Origin of the sequence: Natrinema salinisoli (genome assembly GCF_020405205.1) — an archaeon.
In the GTDB taxonomy this organism is placed as follows: domain Archaea; phylum Halobacteriota; class Halobacteria; order Halobacteriales; family Natrialbaceae; genus Natrinema; species Natrinema salinisoli.
Genome location: NZ_CP084469.1, coordinates 1104082 through 1121954, shown reverse-complemented (window position 1 = coordinate 1121954; position 17873 = coordinate 1104082). Strand labels below are relative to the sequence as shown.

Sequence of the window (17873 nt, the reverse complement as noted above, 5' to 3'; positions counted from 1 at the left end):
CATGAGTTCAGACGTACCCGATCCGACGGACGTAGAGGCACGGTCAGTCGAAAACGTCCGTATCGAAGACGAGATGGAGCAGAGTTACATCGACTACGCGATGAGCGTCATCGCCGGTCGCGCCCTCCCCGACGCCCGCGACGGGCTCAAACCCGTCCACCGACGCATCCTGTACGCGATGCACGAGATGGGCGTCTCGAGCGGCTCGAGTCACCGCAAGTCCTCCTCGATCGTCGGGGAGACGATGGGTGACTACCACCCTCACGGCGACAGCGCGATCTACGACACCCTGGTCCGGATGGCCCAGGACTTCTCGATGCGGTATCCCCTCGTGGACGGCCAGGGGAACTTCGGCTCGATGGACGGTGACCCGGCCGCCGCGCCCCGGTACACTGAAGCGCGGATGGCTCCCGTCGCCGAGGAGTTGCTCGAGGACATCGACAAGGACACGGTCGACTTCTCGCCGAACTACGACGACCGTCTGCAAGAGCCCGACGTACTGCCGGCGGCGTTCCCAAACCTCCTCGTGAACGGCTCCTCGGGGATCGCGGTTGGGATGTCGACGAACATCCCACCCCACAACCTGGGCGAGGTCATCGACGCGACGATCGAGCTGATCGATAATCCCGACGCGACCGTCGACGACCTGATGGAGCACGTCAAGGGGCCAGACTTCCCGACGGGCGCGAACATCGTCGGCCGGGACGCCATCTACTCGGCGTACAAGACCGGCCGCGGCCGCATCCGCGTCCGCGCCGAGTTCGAAGTCGAGGAGTGGAAGTCGAATCGCGAGCGGATCGTCGTCACCGAACTCCCCTTCCAGGCCAACAAGGCCCGCCTCGTCGAGCGTATCGCAGAGGACGTCAACGAGGGCGAGATCGAGGGAATCTCCGACCTGCGCGACGAGTCCGACCGCGACGGCGTCCGCGTCGTCATCGAACTCAAGCGCGGCGCGAACGCCGACGTCGTCAAGAACAAACTGCTCGAGAACCATCTCGAGCGGACCTTCGGCGTCATCAACCTCGCGCTGGTCGACGGCCAGCCGCGGGTGCTCTCGCTGAAGGAAACCTTAGCGGAGTACATCTCCCACCGCCGCGAGGTCGTCCGCCGACGCAGCGAGTACGACCTCGAGGAGGCCGAGGACCGGGCCCACATTCTCGAAGGACGGCTGACCGCCGTCGAGAACGCCGAAGACGTCGTCGAGCTGATCCGCAACAGCGAGGATCGGTCGGCGGCGAAGGACGCGCTGCAGGAGGCCTACGATTTCTCGGCGGATCAGGCGGATCACATCGTCCGGATGCAACTTGGGAGCCTCACCTCCATGGAGGCCGCCGAGATCGAGGACGAGTACGAGGAGGTCCAGGCCGAGATCGAACGCCTGACCACGATTCTCGAGAGCGAGTCCGAGCTGTTGACCGTCATCAAAGACGAACTCCGGGAGATCAGAGACGAGTACGCCGACGACCGCCGCACCTCGATTATCGAAGATCAGGGAACGGTCACCCACGAGGACCTCATCCCCGAGGAGGAAGTCTTCGTCGTCATGACGGAGGACGATTACGTCAAGCGGATGCCGATCGAGAACTTCGACCCCCAGGGTCGAGGTGGCAAAGGGATCATCGGCGCGGACGTCAAGGAGGACGACCGCGTGTCGACGGTCTTCCGGGCCAACACGCACGATTATCTGCTCTGCTTTACGAATCAGGGCGAAGTCTACCGGCTCAAGACCTACGAGATCCCGGAGATGGGCCGGACCGCGCGCGGCAAATCGGCGGTCAACATCCTCGATCTCGATCCCGGCGAGGACATCACGGCCATCGTCGACACCGACGCCTTCGGTGACGACGAGTTCGTGACGATGGCCACTCGGAACGGCTACGTCAAACGCACCGCCGGCGAGGAGTTCGACAACATCCTCTCGACGGGTATTATCGCCGCCGACCTCGAGGAGGGCGACGAACTCGTCGACGTCGAAGTCACCGACGGCACGCAGGATCTGGTCATCGCGACGGAAGGCGGGATGACGATCCGCTTCGACGAGGACGAAGTCCGTTCGATGGGCCGGAACGCCCGGGGCGTCAACGGCATCAAATTACAGGACGACGACGCCGTGGCGGGCCTGGTCGCGACCGACGAGGGCGACGAGCGGGCGCTGCTGACGGTCACCGAAAACGGCTACGGTAAGCGGACGCTGCTCTCCGAGTATCGCACCCAGTCCCGGTACGGAAAGGGGCTGATCGACATCAAGACCGGCGAGCGCAACGGCTCCGTGACGGCCGTCAAAGCGGTCGCAGACGACGATCAGCTCGTCCTGATGAGCGAGCGCGGCCAGATCGTCCGGACCCGGGTCGACGAGATCTCGACCGTGGGTCGGAACACGATGGGCGTCATCGTCATGGAGGTCGAGGACGGCGATGCGGTCGCCGCAGTCGACGACATTCCGGCGGCGGCGACCGCGGACGCCGACGACGCAGTCGTAGAAACGAACTGAACGGACCCTACCGTCTCGAGACGACGACTCGAAACTGATTTTCCCGATTCGGTCGACGACCGAGAGCGGACGCTAGAAAGACGGAGAGAGATTGCCGACGGATGCGGTTCAGTGGGCCGGTTCCTCGGCGGGCGCGACCATGTCGTCGATCCGCAGGATAATGATGTTGTTCGTGTCGTCTTTCCCGTCGACGGTCCCCTCGATGACGAGTTTCGAGAGCGGCGTCGGGCCGACGGTGACGGAATCGTCTTCGTGAATGTCGCTGAGCGTGCCCTGAATGTGGATCTCCGCGCGGCAGAGTTCGGGGTGGTGAACGCTCGAGAGATCGATCTCTTCGATGATCATGTCGTCGATGGGTTCGCCCTCGTGTTGCATCGGGACCGCGGCGGGCTCGTCCATCTGCTGGATCTCGAGAGCCTCGTATGCCGTTGCAGTGGGCTTGTAGCCGCCTTTCGGCCCAGGTACACCTTCGACGAGCTGGAGGGCTTTGAGACTCTGCATCTGGTTGCGGATCGTCCCCGGGTTCCGGTCGACCTGTTCGGCGATGTCCTCCCCTTTGATGGCGTCTTCGGTCTCTTTGTGAAGGTTCGTGAGGGCACGGAGGATTTTCTTCTGGCTCGGTGTGAGTTCGATTGATGACATAGGTATTTATTCGTATTTGGTTTCCTTAAACCCGGCGGGTGAGCCGGATCGGTTTCCTCGTCTTGGGACGTTTCGCTCCGGTACGGGAAGGTGTTTCTCTTCGTTGCTCGGGGAGAGATTGGCGTCTGTTTCATTCGATGTGTGCTATCAGGCGGCAAGAATGTAGCCGAGTAGAACGCCGGTAAAAGTGGTATTGGGCGAAACCGGAGCGAATCCAGATGGACGTTCGTTCGGTTACGACGAGAGCGTGTCGGACCCGTTCCATAGGTGCTGTGGGTCCCGCCGTCGGCGACTACGCGTCAGGCTCTGCGGGCGGTGCGACCCAGACGTGAGCTGCGACGGATTCGGGCAGTGAAACGGGGTCGTCGGCCTCGCTCGAGCGAGCGGTCACCATTCCGAACGGTGCGATCTCGAGGATCTCGAGTTCGACGCCCGGTTCGACGCCGTGCTCGGCGAGATAGGAGAGGACCGCCGGATCGTGGTCGGCGACTTCGGCGACGGTGACGACGGTTCCCTCCTCGAACTCGGCGATCGACTCGCCGTCGGGACGCGTCGGTGGCTCGAGATCGGCACTGGGTATCGGGGATCCGTGCGGGTCGACGTCGGGCTCGCCGAGGGCGGCGGCGACGCGCGCCTCGAAGTCCTCGCTGATGTGGTGTTCGAGCCGGTCGGCCTCGGCGTGGACCTCGGACCAGTCGTAATCGAGGTGTTCGGTGAGGTACGCCTCGAGGAGGCGGTGGTGACGGACGATCTCGAGGGCGACGGTTTCGCCCTCGTCGGTCAGCGTCACCCCGCGATACTTTTCCCGGTCGACCAGCTCCCGCTCCTCGAGTTTGTCGAGCATGCTGGTGACGGTCGGCGACGTGACGTCCAGTTCGGCCGCGATCTCGGAGGTCTTGATCCGATCGTCGGTCTCCCGCTGGAGCTGATAGATCGCTTTGAGGTAGTCCTCCATCACGTCGCTCAACATCATTCTGTCCCGGATTTAGAGACGTCTAACCCTAAAGCTATCGCCAGCGAAACGGCACGAATCGTCACGATCAAATCGGACGTCGACGTATCGAAACTATGGAACGGAACGTCAGGATAATCGGAGCGCCGATGGACTACGGTGCGAATCGGCGCGGCGTCGACATGGGACCGTCCGCGATCCGCTACGCCGGGCTGGCTGACGGCCTCGAGCGGGCGGGCGTCGAGCCGATCGACGACGGTGATCTATCGATGCCCCGTGCGGAGGAGCGAGATCCGGACGCCGACCAGCCCAGCAGCGGGAACGCGAAGTTCCTCCGAGAGGTCGAAGACGTCTGTACGCGTATCCGCGATCGAGTCGCGGCGACGCTTGCGGACGGCGAGTTCCCGCTCGTGCTGGGCGGCGATCACTCCGTTGCGATCGGTTCGCTCGGCGGCTCGGCGCGCGGGGCCGATCTCGGTGTCGTCTGGTTCGACGCTCACGCGGACCTCAATACGCCCGAGACCTCTCCCAGCGGGAACGTTCACGGGATGCCGCTGGCTGCGGCCCTCGGCCGCGGCGCGTTCGGCGAAACGGACTGGGCCCCCGCGCCCAACCTTCGGGAGTCGTCGATCGCCTACGTCGGCCTTCGGAGCATCGACGAACGGGAGCGTGAACTGATTCGGGACAGCGACATGACCGCCTTTACCATGTCCGACATCGATCAGCGCGGGATCTCTGCGGTCGTCGAGGACGCGCTCGCGGTCGCGACCGACGGGACCGACGGCGTCCACGTCAGCCTCGACCTCGACTGGCTCGATCCGAAGGAAGCACCCGGGGTCGGCACTCCGGTTCGGGGCGGCGTCACCTACCGGGAGGCCCACGCCGCACTCGAGGCCCTGTCTCGCCGCGACGAGGCCGACGGCATCCTCCGATCGGTGGACGTCGTCGAGGTGAACCCGATCCTGGACGAGGCGAACGAGACAGCGACATTGGCGGCGGAACTGACGGCGAGCACGTTCGGCAAACGGATCCTCTGAGGGACGTCTCGGAGCGATCCGCTTCGTGGCTGCGGACATACAAGTGTGAATCTTTTGCACACCGATACTCGTTCCAACACCTTTGTATCATAGTGATTCCCAGTGTGGGATATGACTGAGAACGTCGTCGTGCTCGGTGCGGGATACGCTGGCACCGGGACAATCAACAGGCTCCAGTCGGAGCTCGGGGGCAACGCGCGGCTAACGTGGATCGCCGACGTCGATTACCACCTCGTTCTACACGAGTCCCATCGTGCAATCCGGGACCCGGACGTCCGCTCGGACATCACGTTCCCGGTCGATCAGATCGCGGACCCGTCGACCCAGTTCATCGAGGACGAAGTGACCGGTCTCGACGTCGACGAACAGGTCGTCGAACTCGCGGACGGCGACGACGTCGACTACGACTACGTCCTCGTCGGCCTCGGCAGCCAGACCGCCTACTACGGGATCCCGGGTCTCGAGGAGCACTCCCTGACCCTGAAGAGCCTCGACGACGCGCTCGAGATTCACGAGGCCGTCACCGACGCCAGTCAGGAGGCGACTCGCGGCGAGCCCGCCCAGGTCGTCATCGGCGGTGCCGGCCTCTCGGGTATTCAGACCGCGGGCGAGATCGCTGAGTTCCGCGACGAACACCGCGCACCGATCGAGATCCACCTCGTCGAGGCGCTCGAGGAGATCTTCCCGGGCAACGATCCGGAGGTCCAGCAGGCCCTGCGCGACCTGCTCGAGGAAGCGGGCGTCCAGATCCACACGGACGACCCGATCACCGAGGCAACCGAGGACCACATCGAGTTCGACGAGGGCGAGCCCCTCGATCACGACGTCCTCGTCTGGACCGGCGGCATCACCGGTCGCGATGCGATAGACGATGCCGACCTCGAAAAGGAGCACAACCGCGTCAACACGGGGGCAAACTTCCAGACCTCCGACGAGCGCGTGTTCGCCATCGGAGACTCGGCGATCATCGACCAGGGTGACCAGCCCGCGCCGCCGACGGCACAGGCCGCCTGGCAGGCCGCGGAAGTCGCCGGCGAGAACATCGCGCGTGCGATCGACAACCGCCCGCTCAAGACCTGGGAGTACGACGACAAGGGGACGGTCATCTCCGTCGGCGAGAAGGCCGTCGCCCACGACGTCAAGCCGGCCTTCGGCATCTCACTACCCGTCGACACCTTCGGCGGCTTCCCGGCCCAGAACCTCAAGAAGATGATCGCCGCCCGCTGGATCGCCGACATCACGTCCTGGAACGTCGCGCGCAAGTCCTGGTCGTCGCTGTAGATCCCGTCGCCGCACCCTCGAGCACTCTCTTTCGTCTCCGTTTTCGAACTCACCGTTCGGACTCTCCGTCTCGCTCTCCGGTAGCCGACCCGCAAACTAACTGGGTCGATCGATATTTGGCCGCTCGAGTCCGGACGGCGAAGGTTTCACTCGAATCCGAGCGAGGCATCGGGGCTGACGGGCTCGACGTCGCCCGCTGCCGCAGCTTCGTTGTAGATGTGGCCCCACATGGCGAACAGCAGGTTGAACTGATACGCCATGAGGACGAACGCCAGCGGAATGATGAGGACGGTACCGAAGACCGTGATCAGCAGGACGAACCAGACGATATTGACCACGATCGACAGCACGACCGAAACCGCGATGTACGCGAGCACGCCCTTGAGGTAGTGAATCGAGAGCGCGAACTCGAGTATTCGGCCGTCGGAGAACGCTTTCCCTACGCTTCCCGTCCCGATCACGACGGGGACGATCGCACCCGTGAGGTAGGATCCGGCCAGCAAGAGGAGGAATCCGACACCGGCGATCGCGATGACGAGCGACGGGGTATCGCTGACCGCGATGGTCGCGAACAACAGTCCCCCGATCGCTGCACTGAACGCGATCGTAATACCGAGAATGAGTCCGCCGAGTAGCAGTCCGTCTTTTCCCAGTCCGCCCCAGTCGTCGAACGACGGCGGGTCCTCGTCACCGCGGGCGGCAGCGCGGCCGACCCGATAGGCGTACCCGAAAGCGAAGATCAGTGGTATCAACAGAAAGGTACCGAAGAAAAAGAGGACGGAATCGATCAGCAACGGTTTGCCGTCCTTGCCGAGGGGAAACGTGAACGAGAACTCGAAGAGATCCCGGTCGTGTCGTCTCGGCCCCGACTGGCCGTCTGCATCCGTCGCAGTCGCAACCGGGTCCTCGTGGATGCTCGACGTAGTCTCCCCGACCGTTGAATCAGTACTCGACCAGCCAGTCGCTCCGTCAGCACTCGCGGAGGCGTCGCTCGACCAACTGGTTTCGCCTCCCGTCGAATCCTCGTTCGACCAGCTCGACGTACCGCTCTCCGCAGTGTCGCTCGACCACTCGGACTTCGGTTCCGCGTCGTTTCGATCCACTGCGAGCTTCGAACCGCAGCCCGGACAGAGAATCGTCCCCCCTTCGAACCCCTCGTCACAGTCGTGACAGTACGGCATGGACGAAGACTCGTTCACTCCTGTATATGAATTCTGGTTTGAATGACGAGATCGATCGAACGATCGCTGGGTGTACCGTACTGTACGCACAGCCGGTCTACTGTGCGATTCGAACCGGCTACTCGGCAGCCGGTGATTCGTCTCCGTCCCCCTGGTCCTCCCCCATCGGCCGGGCCGGAACGCCTGCAACCGTCGTGTCCGGCGGAACGTCTCGGGTCACGAGCGAGTTCGCCGCGATGCGGGCCTCATCGCCGATTTCGACACCGGGCAGGACGATCGCACCGGCCCCGATCATCGCACGCTCGCCCACGACGACCTCGCCGGTCCGGTACTCGTCTTGCAGAAATTCGTGACAGAGGATCGTCGCGTCGTAACCGATGATCGCGTCCGCCCGCACGGTGATCAGATCCGGCCAGAAGACGTCCGGCGTGGCCTCGAGACCCCAGGAAACGCCCTCACCGACCGTGACGCCGATGCGGCGCAAGAGCCAGCGCTTGAGGCGGAGGCTGGGCGAGATTCGGACGAGCCAGACGACGACGTAGTTGATCGCGACCCGGAGCGGGTTTCGAGCGGCGGTCCAGTGGGACAGCGAGTTTCGCGGTCCCGGGGTCGCGTGGCGCTGGACGCGGTCCTGTCGCGGCGTCGTATCGTCGGAAGCTGTCACTGTCCGCACCGTTCGACGTGTCGGTACATCAAACCGAGCGATTCGGAACGGTGGCTGCTCGTCCGGATGTACCGGATCGCCGGGGCAGCGACGGTGTCCGACTGCAGATCCGACGACGGAGTGGAAACCGATCACCGGACGAAACAGGTGCGCTATACCGATTCAGACGGTCGGAGTACCGCAGTATCGCACCTGAACTTCGGTCGAACCCCGACTATTGCGACCGTGTGCGAACGTCACATTCCTTCTTGGTTAGGGGATGTCGCTGTCCGGACGGCCGACAACGATGATCTATGCCACAGCCCCAGTCGACGCAACTCGAGACGGACACCGTCTTCACGATTCTGTCGAACGAAACGGACCGATCCGTCGTGCGCTCTCTCCGTGCGGTTCAGGGGATGACGGTTCGAGAATTGGCTGCCAATATCACGGCGACGGAACCGGGCCGGTCGGCCAGTGACCTGCGACCGAACTCCCGGACAGCCGTTATGGCTGCGCTCCGTCACAACCACCTCCCGCGGCTCGACGCGTGCGACGTCATCGACTACGACGGATCCACGAGGGACGTAACGCGCGGCCCGAGCTTCGAGGAAATCGAACCGTTCGTCGAGGCGCTCGAGGGCGTCCGCGTCAACGGGGCCGAAACGAGTTGACGCCGGTTCGTAACTTCGACGGCCGACGCGAGGATTTGTCCGGTCCCGATCGAGACAGTCCTCAGAAGAGATCGGACGCCCCGCTCGAACGGTCGCCGGGGAGTCCGACTCGGTCGCGGAACGCGGCACCCGAGAGATCACAGCGATAGGCCGGCTTGAACATCATGTTCGTGCCGCCGGCCTGCACGCTCAACTCGGACGCGATCTCCTCCCGCAAGTAGTACTGCGCCCGTTCGTTGCCGTCCTCGACGTAGTAATCGCTGAGCCGGATCGGGTCTCGTTCGAAGAGGCCGCCGGGCTCGCGGCCGTCGACGATCACGACCGGCTTCTCGAGGTAAAGGTCGCCGTCCCGGGCGCGTTTCGCGTGGGCGTTGTCCGGATGCGCCTCGAGGATCGCCTCGCGCTCGGCCGGCGGCGTATCCGGACCGACGACGGCCACGCCGTCCACGGTGAAGTAGCCGATCAAGTAGCGATGCGTGCGATCCCCGTCGGGGCGGCGCAGGCCGGCGTAGAAGCCGACGACGTCACCGGGCTCGAGCGCGCGCAGTCGCGAGACGTAGCCGCTGGTCCGGTGTTCGCCGTAGGTCAGCGCCTCGAAGTTCGGATCGCGGTGGAGCGGCCACGACTCGAGGGCCTCGCCGGTGACCGTTTCGGTCCCGTCGTGGACGGGCTGGGGCGTGATGCGGGTCGTGAGATCCGCCGCAACGCCCTCGCCGGCCCGAAGTGGCCACGAGCCGAGGGTTTCCGACTCGGTCGTCTCACGGGTTTTCTCCGGGATCGGAACGTACTCGAACCGGCCGTCGTCGTACAGCGGGGCCAGCGCGCCGACGTTCGTGCTGTCAGCGCCGACGCCGGCGAGAACGACTGTCATGTGAGTATTCGTAATTCGAGGTGGGATCGAGCCGGCGATAAAACCGCCGGTCGGCCCCCGTCGAGGACGCTCCGTCAGCGGTCGGTCGATCGAGCGGCGTAGTAGAGGGGGAGAGCGAGGACCAGAAAGACCGCGCCCATCGCGACGATGCCGATCCAGACCGTCGACAGCCACCGTTCGGGAAACATCCCGGCGATCTCGAGGACCCAGAGGAGACTGTAGATACCGGCGACGAGGACGGTCGCGAGGTACGCCCGCAGGAGCCAGCCGACGACGCGGTACAGCGTCGTCTTCGTAACCGACGGCGGGAGCGACTCCTCGAAGCGGCCGATCATCCCTTCACCCGCGGACTGGCGACGTGCGATTCCATCGAAACGTTATGGTAGATGACGATTCCATTCGCTTGAATCTTTGTGCCGACTCGAGGCGAGTCGCGCTTCCGAGCGGAGCGGAGACGATGCCGAGCACTACCCTTATCGGGGAGGCCGTTCCAGAGCCGCGTATGCGTGTTACCTTTCTCGGAACGGGCAGCGCGATGCCCACGGGCGAACGCTATCAGGCGGGAATCCTCGTTCAGGACGACGGGCGAACGCTGCTGGTCGACTGCGGTGCCGGCGCGCTCCAGCGGCTCCAGCAATCCGGCGTCGGCTACGAGAGCGTTTCGACCGTCCTCCTTACCCACCACCACCTCGACCACGTCTCCGACCTGCTGCCGCTGATGAAGGCCCGCTGGCTCGCCGGGGAGGAGCACCTCGAGATCGTCGGCCCGCAGGGGACCAAGGCGCTGGTCGACGACCTGCTCGAGGTCTACGAGTACATGCAGGACAAACTCGAGCTCCAGGTTCGGGAGGTCGTCGCCGGCGAGTTTTCCGTGGCGGGATTCGACGTCTCGGCGTACGAGACGCGTCACTCGGTGCCGTGTCTGGCCTACCGGTTCGACGACCGCTTCACGTTCAGCGGCGACAGCGAGGCCTTCGCCGGGCTCGCAAACTTCGCGGAGGGGTCGGCGATCCTCGCTCACGACTGTTCCTTCCCCGACGACGTGGACGTCTCGAACCACCCGACGCCGGAGTCCCTCGGGCGAGAACTGGCCGGCCGGGAGATCGGCCGCGTCTACCTGACCCACCTCTATCCCCACACCGAGGGTCGCCACGACGAGATGCTCGAGTCGATCGCCACCCACTACGACGGCGACGTCCGATTCGCCGAGGATCTCACGACGGTTTCCATCGAGTGAGCGAGAACTGACTGGCCACGTCCCGGTGTGAGTTATCGTCGACAAACGGACGACGGCACGGTGGACACCAGTTCGAGACCGGTTAGCCGGTCGTCTCCACCGACCTGAAAGTCAGCGAGACGGGGCGGGCAGACATATCCGCGCCCGTGAAATTGTTGTTAGTATTCGGCTAACAACAGGTATATGTTCCCACGTTTACGAGAAGGGTACAACGAATGCATTCGACGATCAGACCGGTGGGCGGTGATCGACGGTGAGCCTTCCAGACCGCATCGCGGACGTGGTCACGACGCACTCGGCGATCGTCCTCGTCGCACTCCTGTTGACGACGGCGGTGGTCGGCGCGGGCGCGCCGATGGTCGACGACTCGTCGTCGCTCGACCAGTACGAGAGCGACTCGCCCGAAGGGGACGCCCTCGAGTACGCACAGGAGAACTTCTCGTCCGACGACCGGGAGAACACGACGACGGTACAGGTGATCGTCAGGGGTGACGACGTCCTCACGAAGGAGTCGTTGCGCTCCTCGCTCGAGTTCCAGCAAACGATCCGCGACAACGAGTCGATAAACGCCACGTTAGTCGACGAGGATCCCATCGTCGGCGTCGAGAACCTCGTGGCGACGACCGCGATCCGCGAAGAGCAGGCCGACGAACTCGCCGATCGCGGGGCAGAACTCGAGGCCCGCAGCGCGGAACTCAACGAAACCGCGGCCACCCTCGAGTCGTCGCTGAACGAGACCGTCGCGCTCGAGACGGAGTACGCAGAGCTCAACGCCTCTTACGAGGCCGGCGAGATCTCCGAGGAGGAATACGAGCAGCGTTCGGCCGAACTCGAGGCCGAGTTCGACCGCGTCTCCGAGAACGCCACGGCCGATCTGGACGACGAACAGGCGGCCCGATTCGCCGACGCGATGACGAACGCGCGGGGGATTCAGTCCGAAATCGTCGCCCTTGAGCGATCGTACGAGGCCGGTGAGATCTCCGAGGCGGAGTACGAGTCCCGATCCGAGGAGCTCGAGGGACAACTCGAGGACGTCTACGTGCAGGGGACGGAAGGCGTTCTCGAAGAGGAGTTCGCGCAACTCGAGGACGACAGCGAACAGCTCGCGGAGGATCGCGAGGAACTCGAGTCGGCCGGACAGCCGCCGCTCGACGAACAGATCGACGCGCTCGAGTCGATGAACGAGTCGGAGTACGAGGAGACGCTCACGAGCGTGCTCTCGGAAGACGGCGGCCAGGGCGGTGACCTGGCGTTACGCCTGATGCCGACGTCCTACGATCCGGGCACGACGGAGGCCGATGCGCGGATGCTGTTCGTCGTGCAATCGACCGCCAACGGCGATTTCCAGGGGCCGGGGTCGGTCGACCAGACGATCAGCGAGAGCCAACTCGAGTTGCGCGACCTCGCGGACGCGACCGACCAGGAGATGGTCGTCTTCGGCTCGGGTATCATCACCGACGAGATCGACCGGTCGATGAGCGACAGTCTGGCGATCGTCTCGCCGCTCGCCCTGCTGTTCGTCGTCGTTGCGCTGTTGATCGCCTACCGCGACCCGCTCGACATCGGTCTCGGCATCGCGGGCATTTTCGCGGTGCTGATCTGGACGTTCGGCTTCATGGGCTGGACGGGAATCTCCTTCAACCAGATGTTCGTCGCCATTCCGGTGCTCCTGATCGGGCTCTCGATCGACTACGCGATCCACGTCTTCATGCGCCACCGGGAGCAACGCGAGGCGGCGGACGCCTCGGACGACGGGAGCGGATCCGGGGCTCGCGAGGACGTTCCGACGGACGTGCGCGGTTCCATGTCCGTCGCACTGGCGGGCGTCGGCGTCGCGCTCGTCTGGGTGACGGCGACCACCGTCATCGGCTTCCTCTCGAACCTCGTCAGCCCGATCGCTCCGATCCGGGACTTCGGTATCGTGAGCGCGTTCGGCATCCTCGCCGCGATGATCGTCTTCGGCGCGATGATTCCCGCGGCGAAAGTCGAGCTCGACGCGCGACTCGAGGACCGCGGGTTCGATCGTCGCAAGCGGGCGTTCGGAACCGGCGGCGGCCGGCTGGCCGACGCGCTCTCGGTCGGCGCGATTATCGCCCGGAAGGCGCCGCTAGTGCTCCTCCTCGTCACGCTCGTCGTGACCGCAGGCGGCGTCTACGGCGCGACCCAGGTCGACACCAGCTTCGATCAGAACGACTTCATCGCCGACAGCCCGCCGGCCTGGACGAACGACCTCCCCGAGCCGTTCAAGCCCGGCGAGTACAGCGCGAAGTCCGATCTCGAGTACGTCAATCAGAACTTCCAGCGCCAGGACTCGCAGGCCCAACTGCTCGTCAGGGGTGAGGTGAGCGACGACGAGACGCTCGATCGGGTGGCCGCTGCGCAGGACGACGCCGCGAACAGCTCCGTCGCCTTCGAGCTGGCGAGCGGCGAGGCCGACGTCCGCAGTCCGCTGTCGGTGATGGAAGACGTCGCGGCCGAAAACGAGTCCTTCAACGAGTCGTTCCACGCTGCGGACACCGACGGCGACGGGGTTCCCGACGAGAACGTCGAATCCCTGTACGAGGACCTCTACGAGGTCGATTCCGAGGCCGCGGGCGACGTCCTCTACCGAAGCGACGGCGAGTACGAGGCCGCCCGGCTGGTCGTCTCGATCGAGGGCGACGCCTCGAGCAGTGAGACGACCGATGGAATGCGCGAGATCGCTGCGGACTTCGAAGACGGTGACGACCGCTGGTCCGTGATCGCGACCGGCGATCCGATCGTCAGCTACGTCGTCGAACAGGACCTACTGGACACGGTGCTCGAGAGCCTGCTGATCACGCTCGTAGCCTGTCTCGCCTTCCTGACGATCGCCTACTGGCTGACCGGGAACAGCGCGACGCTGGGAATCGTGACCCTGCTCCCGGTCGCGCTCGCGGTCAGCTGGATCCTCGGGACGATGTACGTGATCGGGATGCCGTTCAACGTCCTCACGGGGATGATCACCAGCCTGACCATCGGTCTCGGCGTCGCCTACAGCATTCACGTCAGCGCGCGCTACACGCTCGAACTCGAGCGGCAGGGCTCCGTCTGGGACGCGATGCAGACGACGGTCACCGGGACCGGCGGCGCGTTGCTCGGCAGCGCGGCTACCACCGTCGGCGGGTTCGGCGTCCTCGCGTTCGCGATCCTGCCCGTGCTCGAGCAGTTCGGGATCATCACCGCGCTGACGATCATCTACGCGTTCCTCGCGAGCGTGCTGGTCTTGCCGACCCTGCTCGTGCTCTGGACGCGGTACTTCGGTCCGGACGTCCCGTTCGAATCACCCTCGCCCGCGAGCCCGCAGCCTGCGAGCGACGGCGGCCGGCGCGAGGACGGAGGTGACGACGAGTGAGTGCCGACGAAGCCGACGCCCTCGAGGCGTTCGAGCGGCTCGGGCTCACGAGTTACGAGGCGAAGGTGTTCATCGGCCTCCATCGCATCGGATCCGGGACCGCCCGGGACGTAGCCCGAGTCGTCGACGTCCCGCGCTCGCAGGTCTACGGCGTCGCCGAGAGCCTCGGCGACCGGGGGCTGCTCGAGGTCCAGCAGTCGAACCCGATCCGCTACCGGCCCGTGAGCGTCGACGAGGCCCGGGAAATCCTTCGCGATCGGTTCGAGGCGGAGCAAGAGCGGGCGTTCGAGTACGTCGAGGACGTCGTCGAGGAACCCACCGTCGAGGAAGAACTGGAAGATATCTGGACGGTTCGCGGGAGCAGCCGCGTCGAGGATCGCATCGTCGACCTCGTCGCCAACGCCGAGGACCGCGTCGTCTTCGTCGCCCGGTTGCCGGAACTACTCACCGAAAAGATCGGTGCAGCGCTCGAGGAACGGGCCGCGTCGGGCGTCGACGCGTTCGCCGTCAGCAGCACGGCACCGGTCCGCGACCGGCTCGAGCAACTCGAGGACGTCGCCGTGTTCTCGCCGCCGACGCACCGGCGGGACGACGAGCGCTCGGGTCGCATCGTCATCGTGGACGACGACGCGATTCTGCTCTCTGTCGTCGACGACGACGGGAGCGAAACCGCGATCTGGAGCGCCGGATCGCTGTTCGCTTCGGTCCTGATTCAGTTGATCGAGGCGGGCGAGGAGACGCCGTTCGGGTCGACGTAGGGTCGCTGCGGACGGCCGCGCTGGGGGCGGTCACTCGAGGCGATAGCGCAACAGCGCCGCGATCCCGCCGAGGTTCGACAGCTGCTGGCCGGGCGGAAACTCGCTCGAGAAGACCGTCACGTCGCCGCCCTTCTGCTCCGTCGTGCGAACGATCTCGTCGACGCTGACGGCCCACTCCCCGTCCGGGCCGCGTTCCTTCTGCAAGCGATCGTCGAGCACGAGCAGGCGCTCGATCGCGCCGAACTCGGCGGCCTTCTTCACCTGTTCGGGGCCGTACGCCGCCTTCGCGCCCTCCGCGATGCGACGGGTGAGGTCGTCGATGTACTCGGCCTCGCTCTCGATGCGGGTCTCCTCCTGGACGTCCGCGACGGCCCCGCGCTTGAGCACCTCGTGGACGCCGCGGTCGCCGACGGCCGCCGTGTCGACCATCGTGATCTGCTCGGCGACCTCGGGCTCGTTGTTCTCGAGGTGCTTGTAGGCGTCCTGCTTCGTGAAGCCGGGGCCGGCGAGGATGATCGCGTCGACCTCGAGGCGCTTGAGGACCGTCGCGAGCTCTTCGAACAGTTCCGATCGTCCGCGGGCGTATTCGCCCTTGCCGGTCGTGCCGGTGATCGTCGCCCGCTCCTCGGTGCCGTACTGGGCGACGGTGTGGACGTGGGCCTGTCCCTCTTCGACGGTCGCGATCGCGACGTCCGGGTTCTCCGTGGCTTCTTCGGCTTCCTCGAGGCGGGCCGTCTGATCGGGCTTGAACCGCTTCTCGATCGAGATCTCCTCGCGTTCCTCCACGTTGAGCGTGTGGTGAAACCCCAGCTGGTCCTCGCGCGAGCAGGCGACGATCTCGCCGCCGACTCGCAGCCGATTGGCGAACTTGTGGAACTCGATGTCGTCGACGGCGATGGCGACCCACATGGGCTCGCGCTCGCCGCCCGTGTCCCGCATCTGGTCGTCGTTGCGCTGGATCCGCCGTGTCGTATCGCCCGCGACGCGGTCGCCGGGCTCGAGGACGTACTGCAGGTGCCAGAGGTCGTCGACGCTCTCGGGGACGACGGTGACCCGTTCGCGCCCGCCCTCGACCTGCTCCCGGTCTTTGATCTGCATGGGCGGTCGTTGGCGGGGTGGCGGTAAGTGGACTGCGATCGGTACATGTCGCGGGGATCGAGATTCGTGATCCTTGGCAACAATCATCATAGTTAGGGACTGAGGGTATGGCCGCCGCGCGCCTCCGTCCGAGTATGAACCTCGGATACCTTGCCCAGTTCGAAGACTTCGGAACGCGGTCGCTCGTAACCCACGCCATCATGGCCGTGACGTTTACCGGCGCGGTCGCGACGGGACTGTTCGTCGGTGGCGATATCGGACTCGTTTCCTTCGTCGCGTTCCTCAACTTCACCGCCGGCGTCTGGGTCGCTCAGTCGATCCACTCCCTCGGGAACGCACGGACCGACGACTCGTACAACGGAATCCTGTCCGTATTGTCGGATACGACCGGCGAGAAGGAGTTCCACGGGCTCGATACCGGGCGACTCGCCCGACTGCTCACGCTGATCGCGGCCGTCACGGCGGTCTCGCTGTTGGCCTCCGGACAGGTCCTCTCCGGCGCAGTGGCTTCGATCGGCGCCGTCGCGATCGGTGCCGTCGCCCTCGTGACCGCGATGGTCGGCTTCCTGATCGCGATGGGGTCGGCGTACGACGCCTCCGAACGCCGGGCGAACCGTCGCACCGAACGCGAGGTCGACGATATCGAACGAAACCGCCTCGACCGGCCGACGACTGAGTTCGACGACGCCTCCGACATCCGCATCTCGATTCACGAGATGCACATGGACGACTCGCCGGCCGAACGTCGGTAGCGACGACCGTCGGAGTCGCGTTCGCTCGATCGTCGCGGTGTCGATTCCGTCGATGTCCAGACCCCCGGCGGTCGTCAGGAGAGTTCCGCAGTGACGTCGGTCGAGGAGATCATCCCGACGTAGTCGTCCTTCTCGACGACCGGCAGGTGGCCGATGCCGAGGCCGGTCATCATCGCAGCGATCTCCTCAAGATAGAGGTCCGGCGGCACGGTTTCGACTGACTCCGTCATCACCTCACTGACCTGCACGTCGGTCGGATCGCGGCCCTCGGCGGCCACCTCCACGAGGTCGGTGCTGGTGATGATCGACGGCGGGTCAGTCGTCACGACTAACGCGGTAATCTCTTTATCGCGCATCACCGTCGCGGCCTCCTGAATCGTCGCCGTCTTCGAAACTGTCTCCAGCGGCGTCGACATCACGTCCTCGACGCGGGTGCTGTTTGGTGACATACGCACTGATACAGTGACGACCACCATGGGTTTTGCCCTCTCTGCCGTCCGAAACGGTGAGTGGACCGTCGTCGATCCGGGTCGATCCGGCGTCAGTCTCGGAGGCCTTCGATTTTCTCCTTCGCTTTCTCGAGGCCGGATTCGAACGTGTCTTCGATCTCCTCGACGGAGCGTTCGACGTAGTGAACGCGCTGGCGGGGGACCCGGCGGACGACGTCGTTCCCGTCGTCGTCGGTGCCGTACGCGAACAGCCAGTGATCCTGAAAGTAGGCGATCCGGTCGTTGTCGACGGTGACTCGCTCGACGTCCTCCTCCGGCGTCTCGTAGACGACGGTCGCAGTGCCCAGTTCCGGCTCGGTGTCAGTGTCGGTATCGATGTCCACCATGGACGGGTCGTCCACCGTCGCGCGTGAAGTCGTGGGCCCGGCAGTCGC

Annotated in this window: 17 protein-coding genes; 8 read left to right on the top strand and 9 right to left on the bottom strand. The window is 65.0% G+C overall.

Going from position 1 to position 17873, the window contains the following annotated elements:
• Position 1: 1 nt before the first annotated feature.
• A complete protein-coding gene (gene gyrA, locus LDB05_RS05575) occupies positions 2 to 2491 on the top strand; it encodes a DNA gyrase subunit A (RefSeq protein WP_226006936.1) in 2490 nt (829 codons plus the stop codon).
• 108 nt (positions 2492 to 2599) lie between these two features.
• On the opposite strand, the gene LDB05_RS05570 is transcribed toward gyrA, so the two are convergent.
• Both LDB05_RS05570 and LDB05_RS05565 read right to left on the bottom strand, forming a co-directional pair.
• The gene (locus LDB05_RS05570) at positions 2600 to 3133 is read right to left on the bottom strand and encodes an Rrf2 family transcriptional regulator (RefSeq protein WP_226006935.1); all 534 of its coding nucleotides are present in this window, start codon (positions 3131 to 3133) and stop codon (positions 2600 to 2602) included.
• Between the two features lie 292 nt (positions 3134 to 3425).
• On the bottom strand, positions 3426 to 4106 hold the full coding sequence (locus LDB05_RS05565) for a metal-dependent transcriptional regulator (protein WP_226006934.1): 681 nt from the start codon (positions 4104 to 4106) through the stop codon (positions 3426 to 3428).
• Positions 4107 to 4201: 95 nt separating this feature from the next.
• Between LDB05_RS05565 and rocF the strand changes: the two genes are divergently transcribed.
• Entirely contained in the window at positions 4202 to 5122 is a 921-nt protein-coding gene (rocF, locus tag LDB05_RS05560) for an arginase (protein ID WP_226006933.1), read from the top strand.
• 111 nt (positions 5123 to 5233) lie between these two features.
• Positions 5234 to 6403: an NAD(P)/FAD-dependent oxidoreductase gene (locus LDB05_RS05555; RefSeq protein ID WP_226006932.1), complete on the top strand. Its 1170-nt coding sequence runs from the start codon at positions 5234 to 5236 to the stop codon at positions 6401 to 6403.
• Between the two features lie 146 nt (positions 6404 to 6549).
• Here LDB05_RS05555 and LDB05_RS05550 read toward each other — a convergent pair whose 3' ends face one another.
• On the bottom strand, positions 6550 to 7584 hold the full coding sequence (locus LDB05_RS05550) for a DUF4013 domain-containing protein (protein WP_226006931.1): 1035 nt from the start codon (positions 7582 to 7584) through the stop codon (positions 6550 to 6552).
• A gap of 118 nt (positions 7585 to 7702) precedes the next feature.
• Positions 7703 to 8248, bottom strand: a complete 546-nt coding sequence (locus tag LDB05_RS05545) for an acyltransferase (protein WP_226006930.1) — start codon at positions 8246 to 8248, stop codon at positions 7703 to 7705.
• Positions 8249 to 8541: 293 nt separating this feature from the next.
• Here LDB05_RS05545 and LDB05_RS05540 point away from each other — a divergent pair, with 293 nt between their 5' ends.
• Positions 8542 to 8901 carry a DUF7344 domain-containing protein gene (locus LDB05_RS05540; RefSeq protein WP_226006929.1) on the top strand — a complete coding sequence of 120 codons (360 nt, stop codon included), beginning with the start codon at positions 8542 to 8544 and terminating at the stop codon, positions 8899 to 8901.
• 61 nt (positions 8902 to 8962) lie between these two features.
• Here the strand turns inward: LDB05_RS05540 and LDB05_RS05535 are convergent, their stop codons facing one another.
• Complete coding sequence (locus LDB05_RS05535; RefSeq protein WP_226006928.1) at positions 8963 to 9772, bottom strand: Nmad3 family putative nucleotide modification protein; 810 nt, start codon at positions 9770 to 9772, stop codon at positions 8963 to 8965.
• Between the two features lie 74 nt (positions 9773 to 9846).
• Complete coding sequence (locus tag LDB05_RS05530; RefSeq protein ID WP_226006927.1) at positions 9847 to 10107, bottom strand: hypothetical protein; 261 nt, start codon at positions 10105 to 10107, stop codon at positions 9847 to 9849.
• 167 nt (positions 10108 to 10274) lie between these two features.
• Here LDB05_RS05530 and LDB05_RS05525 point away from each other — a divergent pair, with 167 nt between their 5' ends.
• The 3 genes from LDB05_RS05525 to LDB05_RS05515 all read left to right on the top strand — a co-directional run bounded on the left by LDB05_RS05525 (position 10275) and on the right by LDB05_RS05515 (position 15140).
• Complete coding sequence (locus LDB05_RS05525; protein ID WP_226006926.1) at positions 10275 to 11009, top strand: MBL fold metallo-hydrolase; 735 nt, start codon at positions 10275 to 10277, stop codon at positions 11007 to 11009.
• A 253-nt stretch (positions 11010 to 11262) separates the two neighbouring features.
• On the top strand, positions 11263 to 14382 hold the full coding sequence (locus LDB05_RS05520) for an MMPL family transporter (RefSeq protein WP_226006925.1): 3120 nt from the start codon (positions 11263 to 11265) through the stop codon (positions 14380 to 14382).
• On the top strand, positions 14379 to 15140 hold the full coding sequence (locus LDB05_RS05515) for a TrmB family transcriptional regulator (RefSeq protein ID WP_226006924.1): 762 nt from the start codon (positions 14379 to 14381) through the stop codon (positions 15138 to 15140). Before LDB05_RS05520 ends, LDB05_RS05515 begins: the two co-directional genes overlap by 4 nt.
• 30 nt (positions 15141 to 15170) lie before the next feature.
• Here LDB05_RS05515 and LDB05_RS05510 read toward each other — a convergent pair whose 3' ends face one another.
• Positions 15171 to 16238, bottom strand: a complete 1068-nt coding sequence (locus LDB05_RS05510) for an mRNA surveillance protein pelota (RefSeq protein ID WP_226006923.1) — start codon at positions 16236 to 16238, stop codon at positions 15171 to 15173.
• 134 nt (positions 16239 to 16372) lie between these two features.
• On the opposite strand from LDB05_RS05510, the gene LDB05_RS05505 reads away from it, so the two are divergent.
• Positions 16373 to 16990 (top strand): hypothetical protein, encoded by a 618-nt coding sequence (locus LDB05_RS05505; protein ID WP_226006922.1) that lies wholly within the window; start codon positions 16373 to 16375, stop codon positions 16988 to 16990.
• 74 nt (positions 16991 to 17064) lie between these two features.
• On the opposite strand, the gene LDB05_RS05500 is transcribed toward LDB05_RS05505, so the two are convergent.
• Both LDB05_RS05500 and LDB05_RS05495 read right to left on the bottom strand, forming a co-directional pair.
• Positions 17065 to 17406 (bottom strand): CBS domain-containing protein, encoded by a 342-nt coding sequence (locus tag LDB05_RS05500; RefSeq protein WP_226007873.1) that lies wholly within the window; start codon positions 17404 to 17406, stop codon positions 17065 to 17067.
• 125 nt (positions 17407 to 17531) lie between these two features.
• On the bottom strand, positions 17532 to 17825 hold the full coding sequence (locus LDB05_RS05495; protein ID WP_226006921.1) for a hypothetical protein: 294 nt from the start codon (positions 17823 to 17825) through the stop codon (positions 17532 to 17534).
• Positions 17826 to 17873: the final 48 nt, after the last annotated feature.

Bases quoted from the DNA above. Each gene is read 5' to 3' on its own strand.
- gyrA (WP_226006936.1), top strand. From the start codon at position 2: ATGAGTTCAGACGTACCCGATCCGACGGACGTAGAGGCACGGTCAGTC.
- LDB05_RS05570 (WP_226006935.1), bottom strand. From the start codon at position 3,133: ATGTCATCAATCGAACTCACACCGAGCCAGAAGAAAATCCTCCGTGCC.
- LDB05_RS05565 (WP_226006934.1), bottom strand. From the start codon at position 4,106: ATGATGTTGAGCGACGTGATGGAGGACTACCTCAAAGCGATCTATCAG.
- rocF (WP_226006933.1), top strand. From the start codon at position 4,202: ATGGAACGGAACGTCAGGATAATCGGAGCGCCGATGGACTACGGTGCG.
- LDB05_RS05555 (WP_226006932.1), top strand. From the start codon at position 5,234: ATGACTGAGAACGTCGTCGTGCTCGGTGCGGGATACGCTGGCACCGGG.
- LDB05_RS05550 (WP_226006931.1), bottom strand. From the start codon at position 7,584: ATGCCGTACTGTCACGACTGTGACGAGGGGTTCGAAGGGGGGACGATT.
- LDB05_RS05540 (WP_226006929.1), top strand. From the start codon at position 8,542: ATGCCACAGCCCCAGTCGACGCAACTCGAGACGGACACCGTCTTCACG.
- LDB05_RS05535 (WP_226006928.1), bottom strand. From the start codon at position 9,772: ATGACAGTCGTTCTCGCCGGCGTCGGCGCTGACAGCACGAACGTCGGC.
- LDB05_RS05530 (WP_226006927.1), bottom strand. From the start codon at position 10,107: ATGATCGGCCGCTTCGAGGAGTCGCTCCCGCCGTCGGTTACGAAGACG.
- LDB05_RS05525 (WP_226006926.1), top strand. From the start codon at position 10,275: ATGCGTGTTACCTTTCTCGGAACGGGCAGCGCGATGCCCACGGGCGAA.
- LDB05_RS05510 (WP_226006923.1), bottom strand. From the start codon at position 16,238: ATGCAGATCAAAGACCGGGAGCAGGTCGAGGGCGGGCGCGAACGGGTC.
- LDB05_RS05505 (WP_226006922.1), top strand. From the start codon at position 16,373: ATGAACCTCGGATACCTTGCCCAGTTCGAAGACTTCGGAACGCGGTCG.
- LDB05_RS05500 (WP_226007873.1), bottom strand. From the start codon at position 17,406: ATGTCGACGCCGCTGGAGACAGTTTCGAAGACGGCGACGATTCAGGAG.
- LDB05_RS05495 (WP_226006921.1), bottom strand. From the start codon at position 17,825: ATGGTGGACATCGATACCGACACTGACACCGAGCCGGAACTGGGCACT.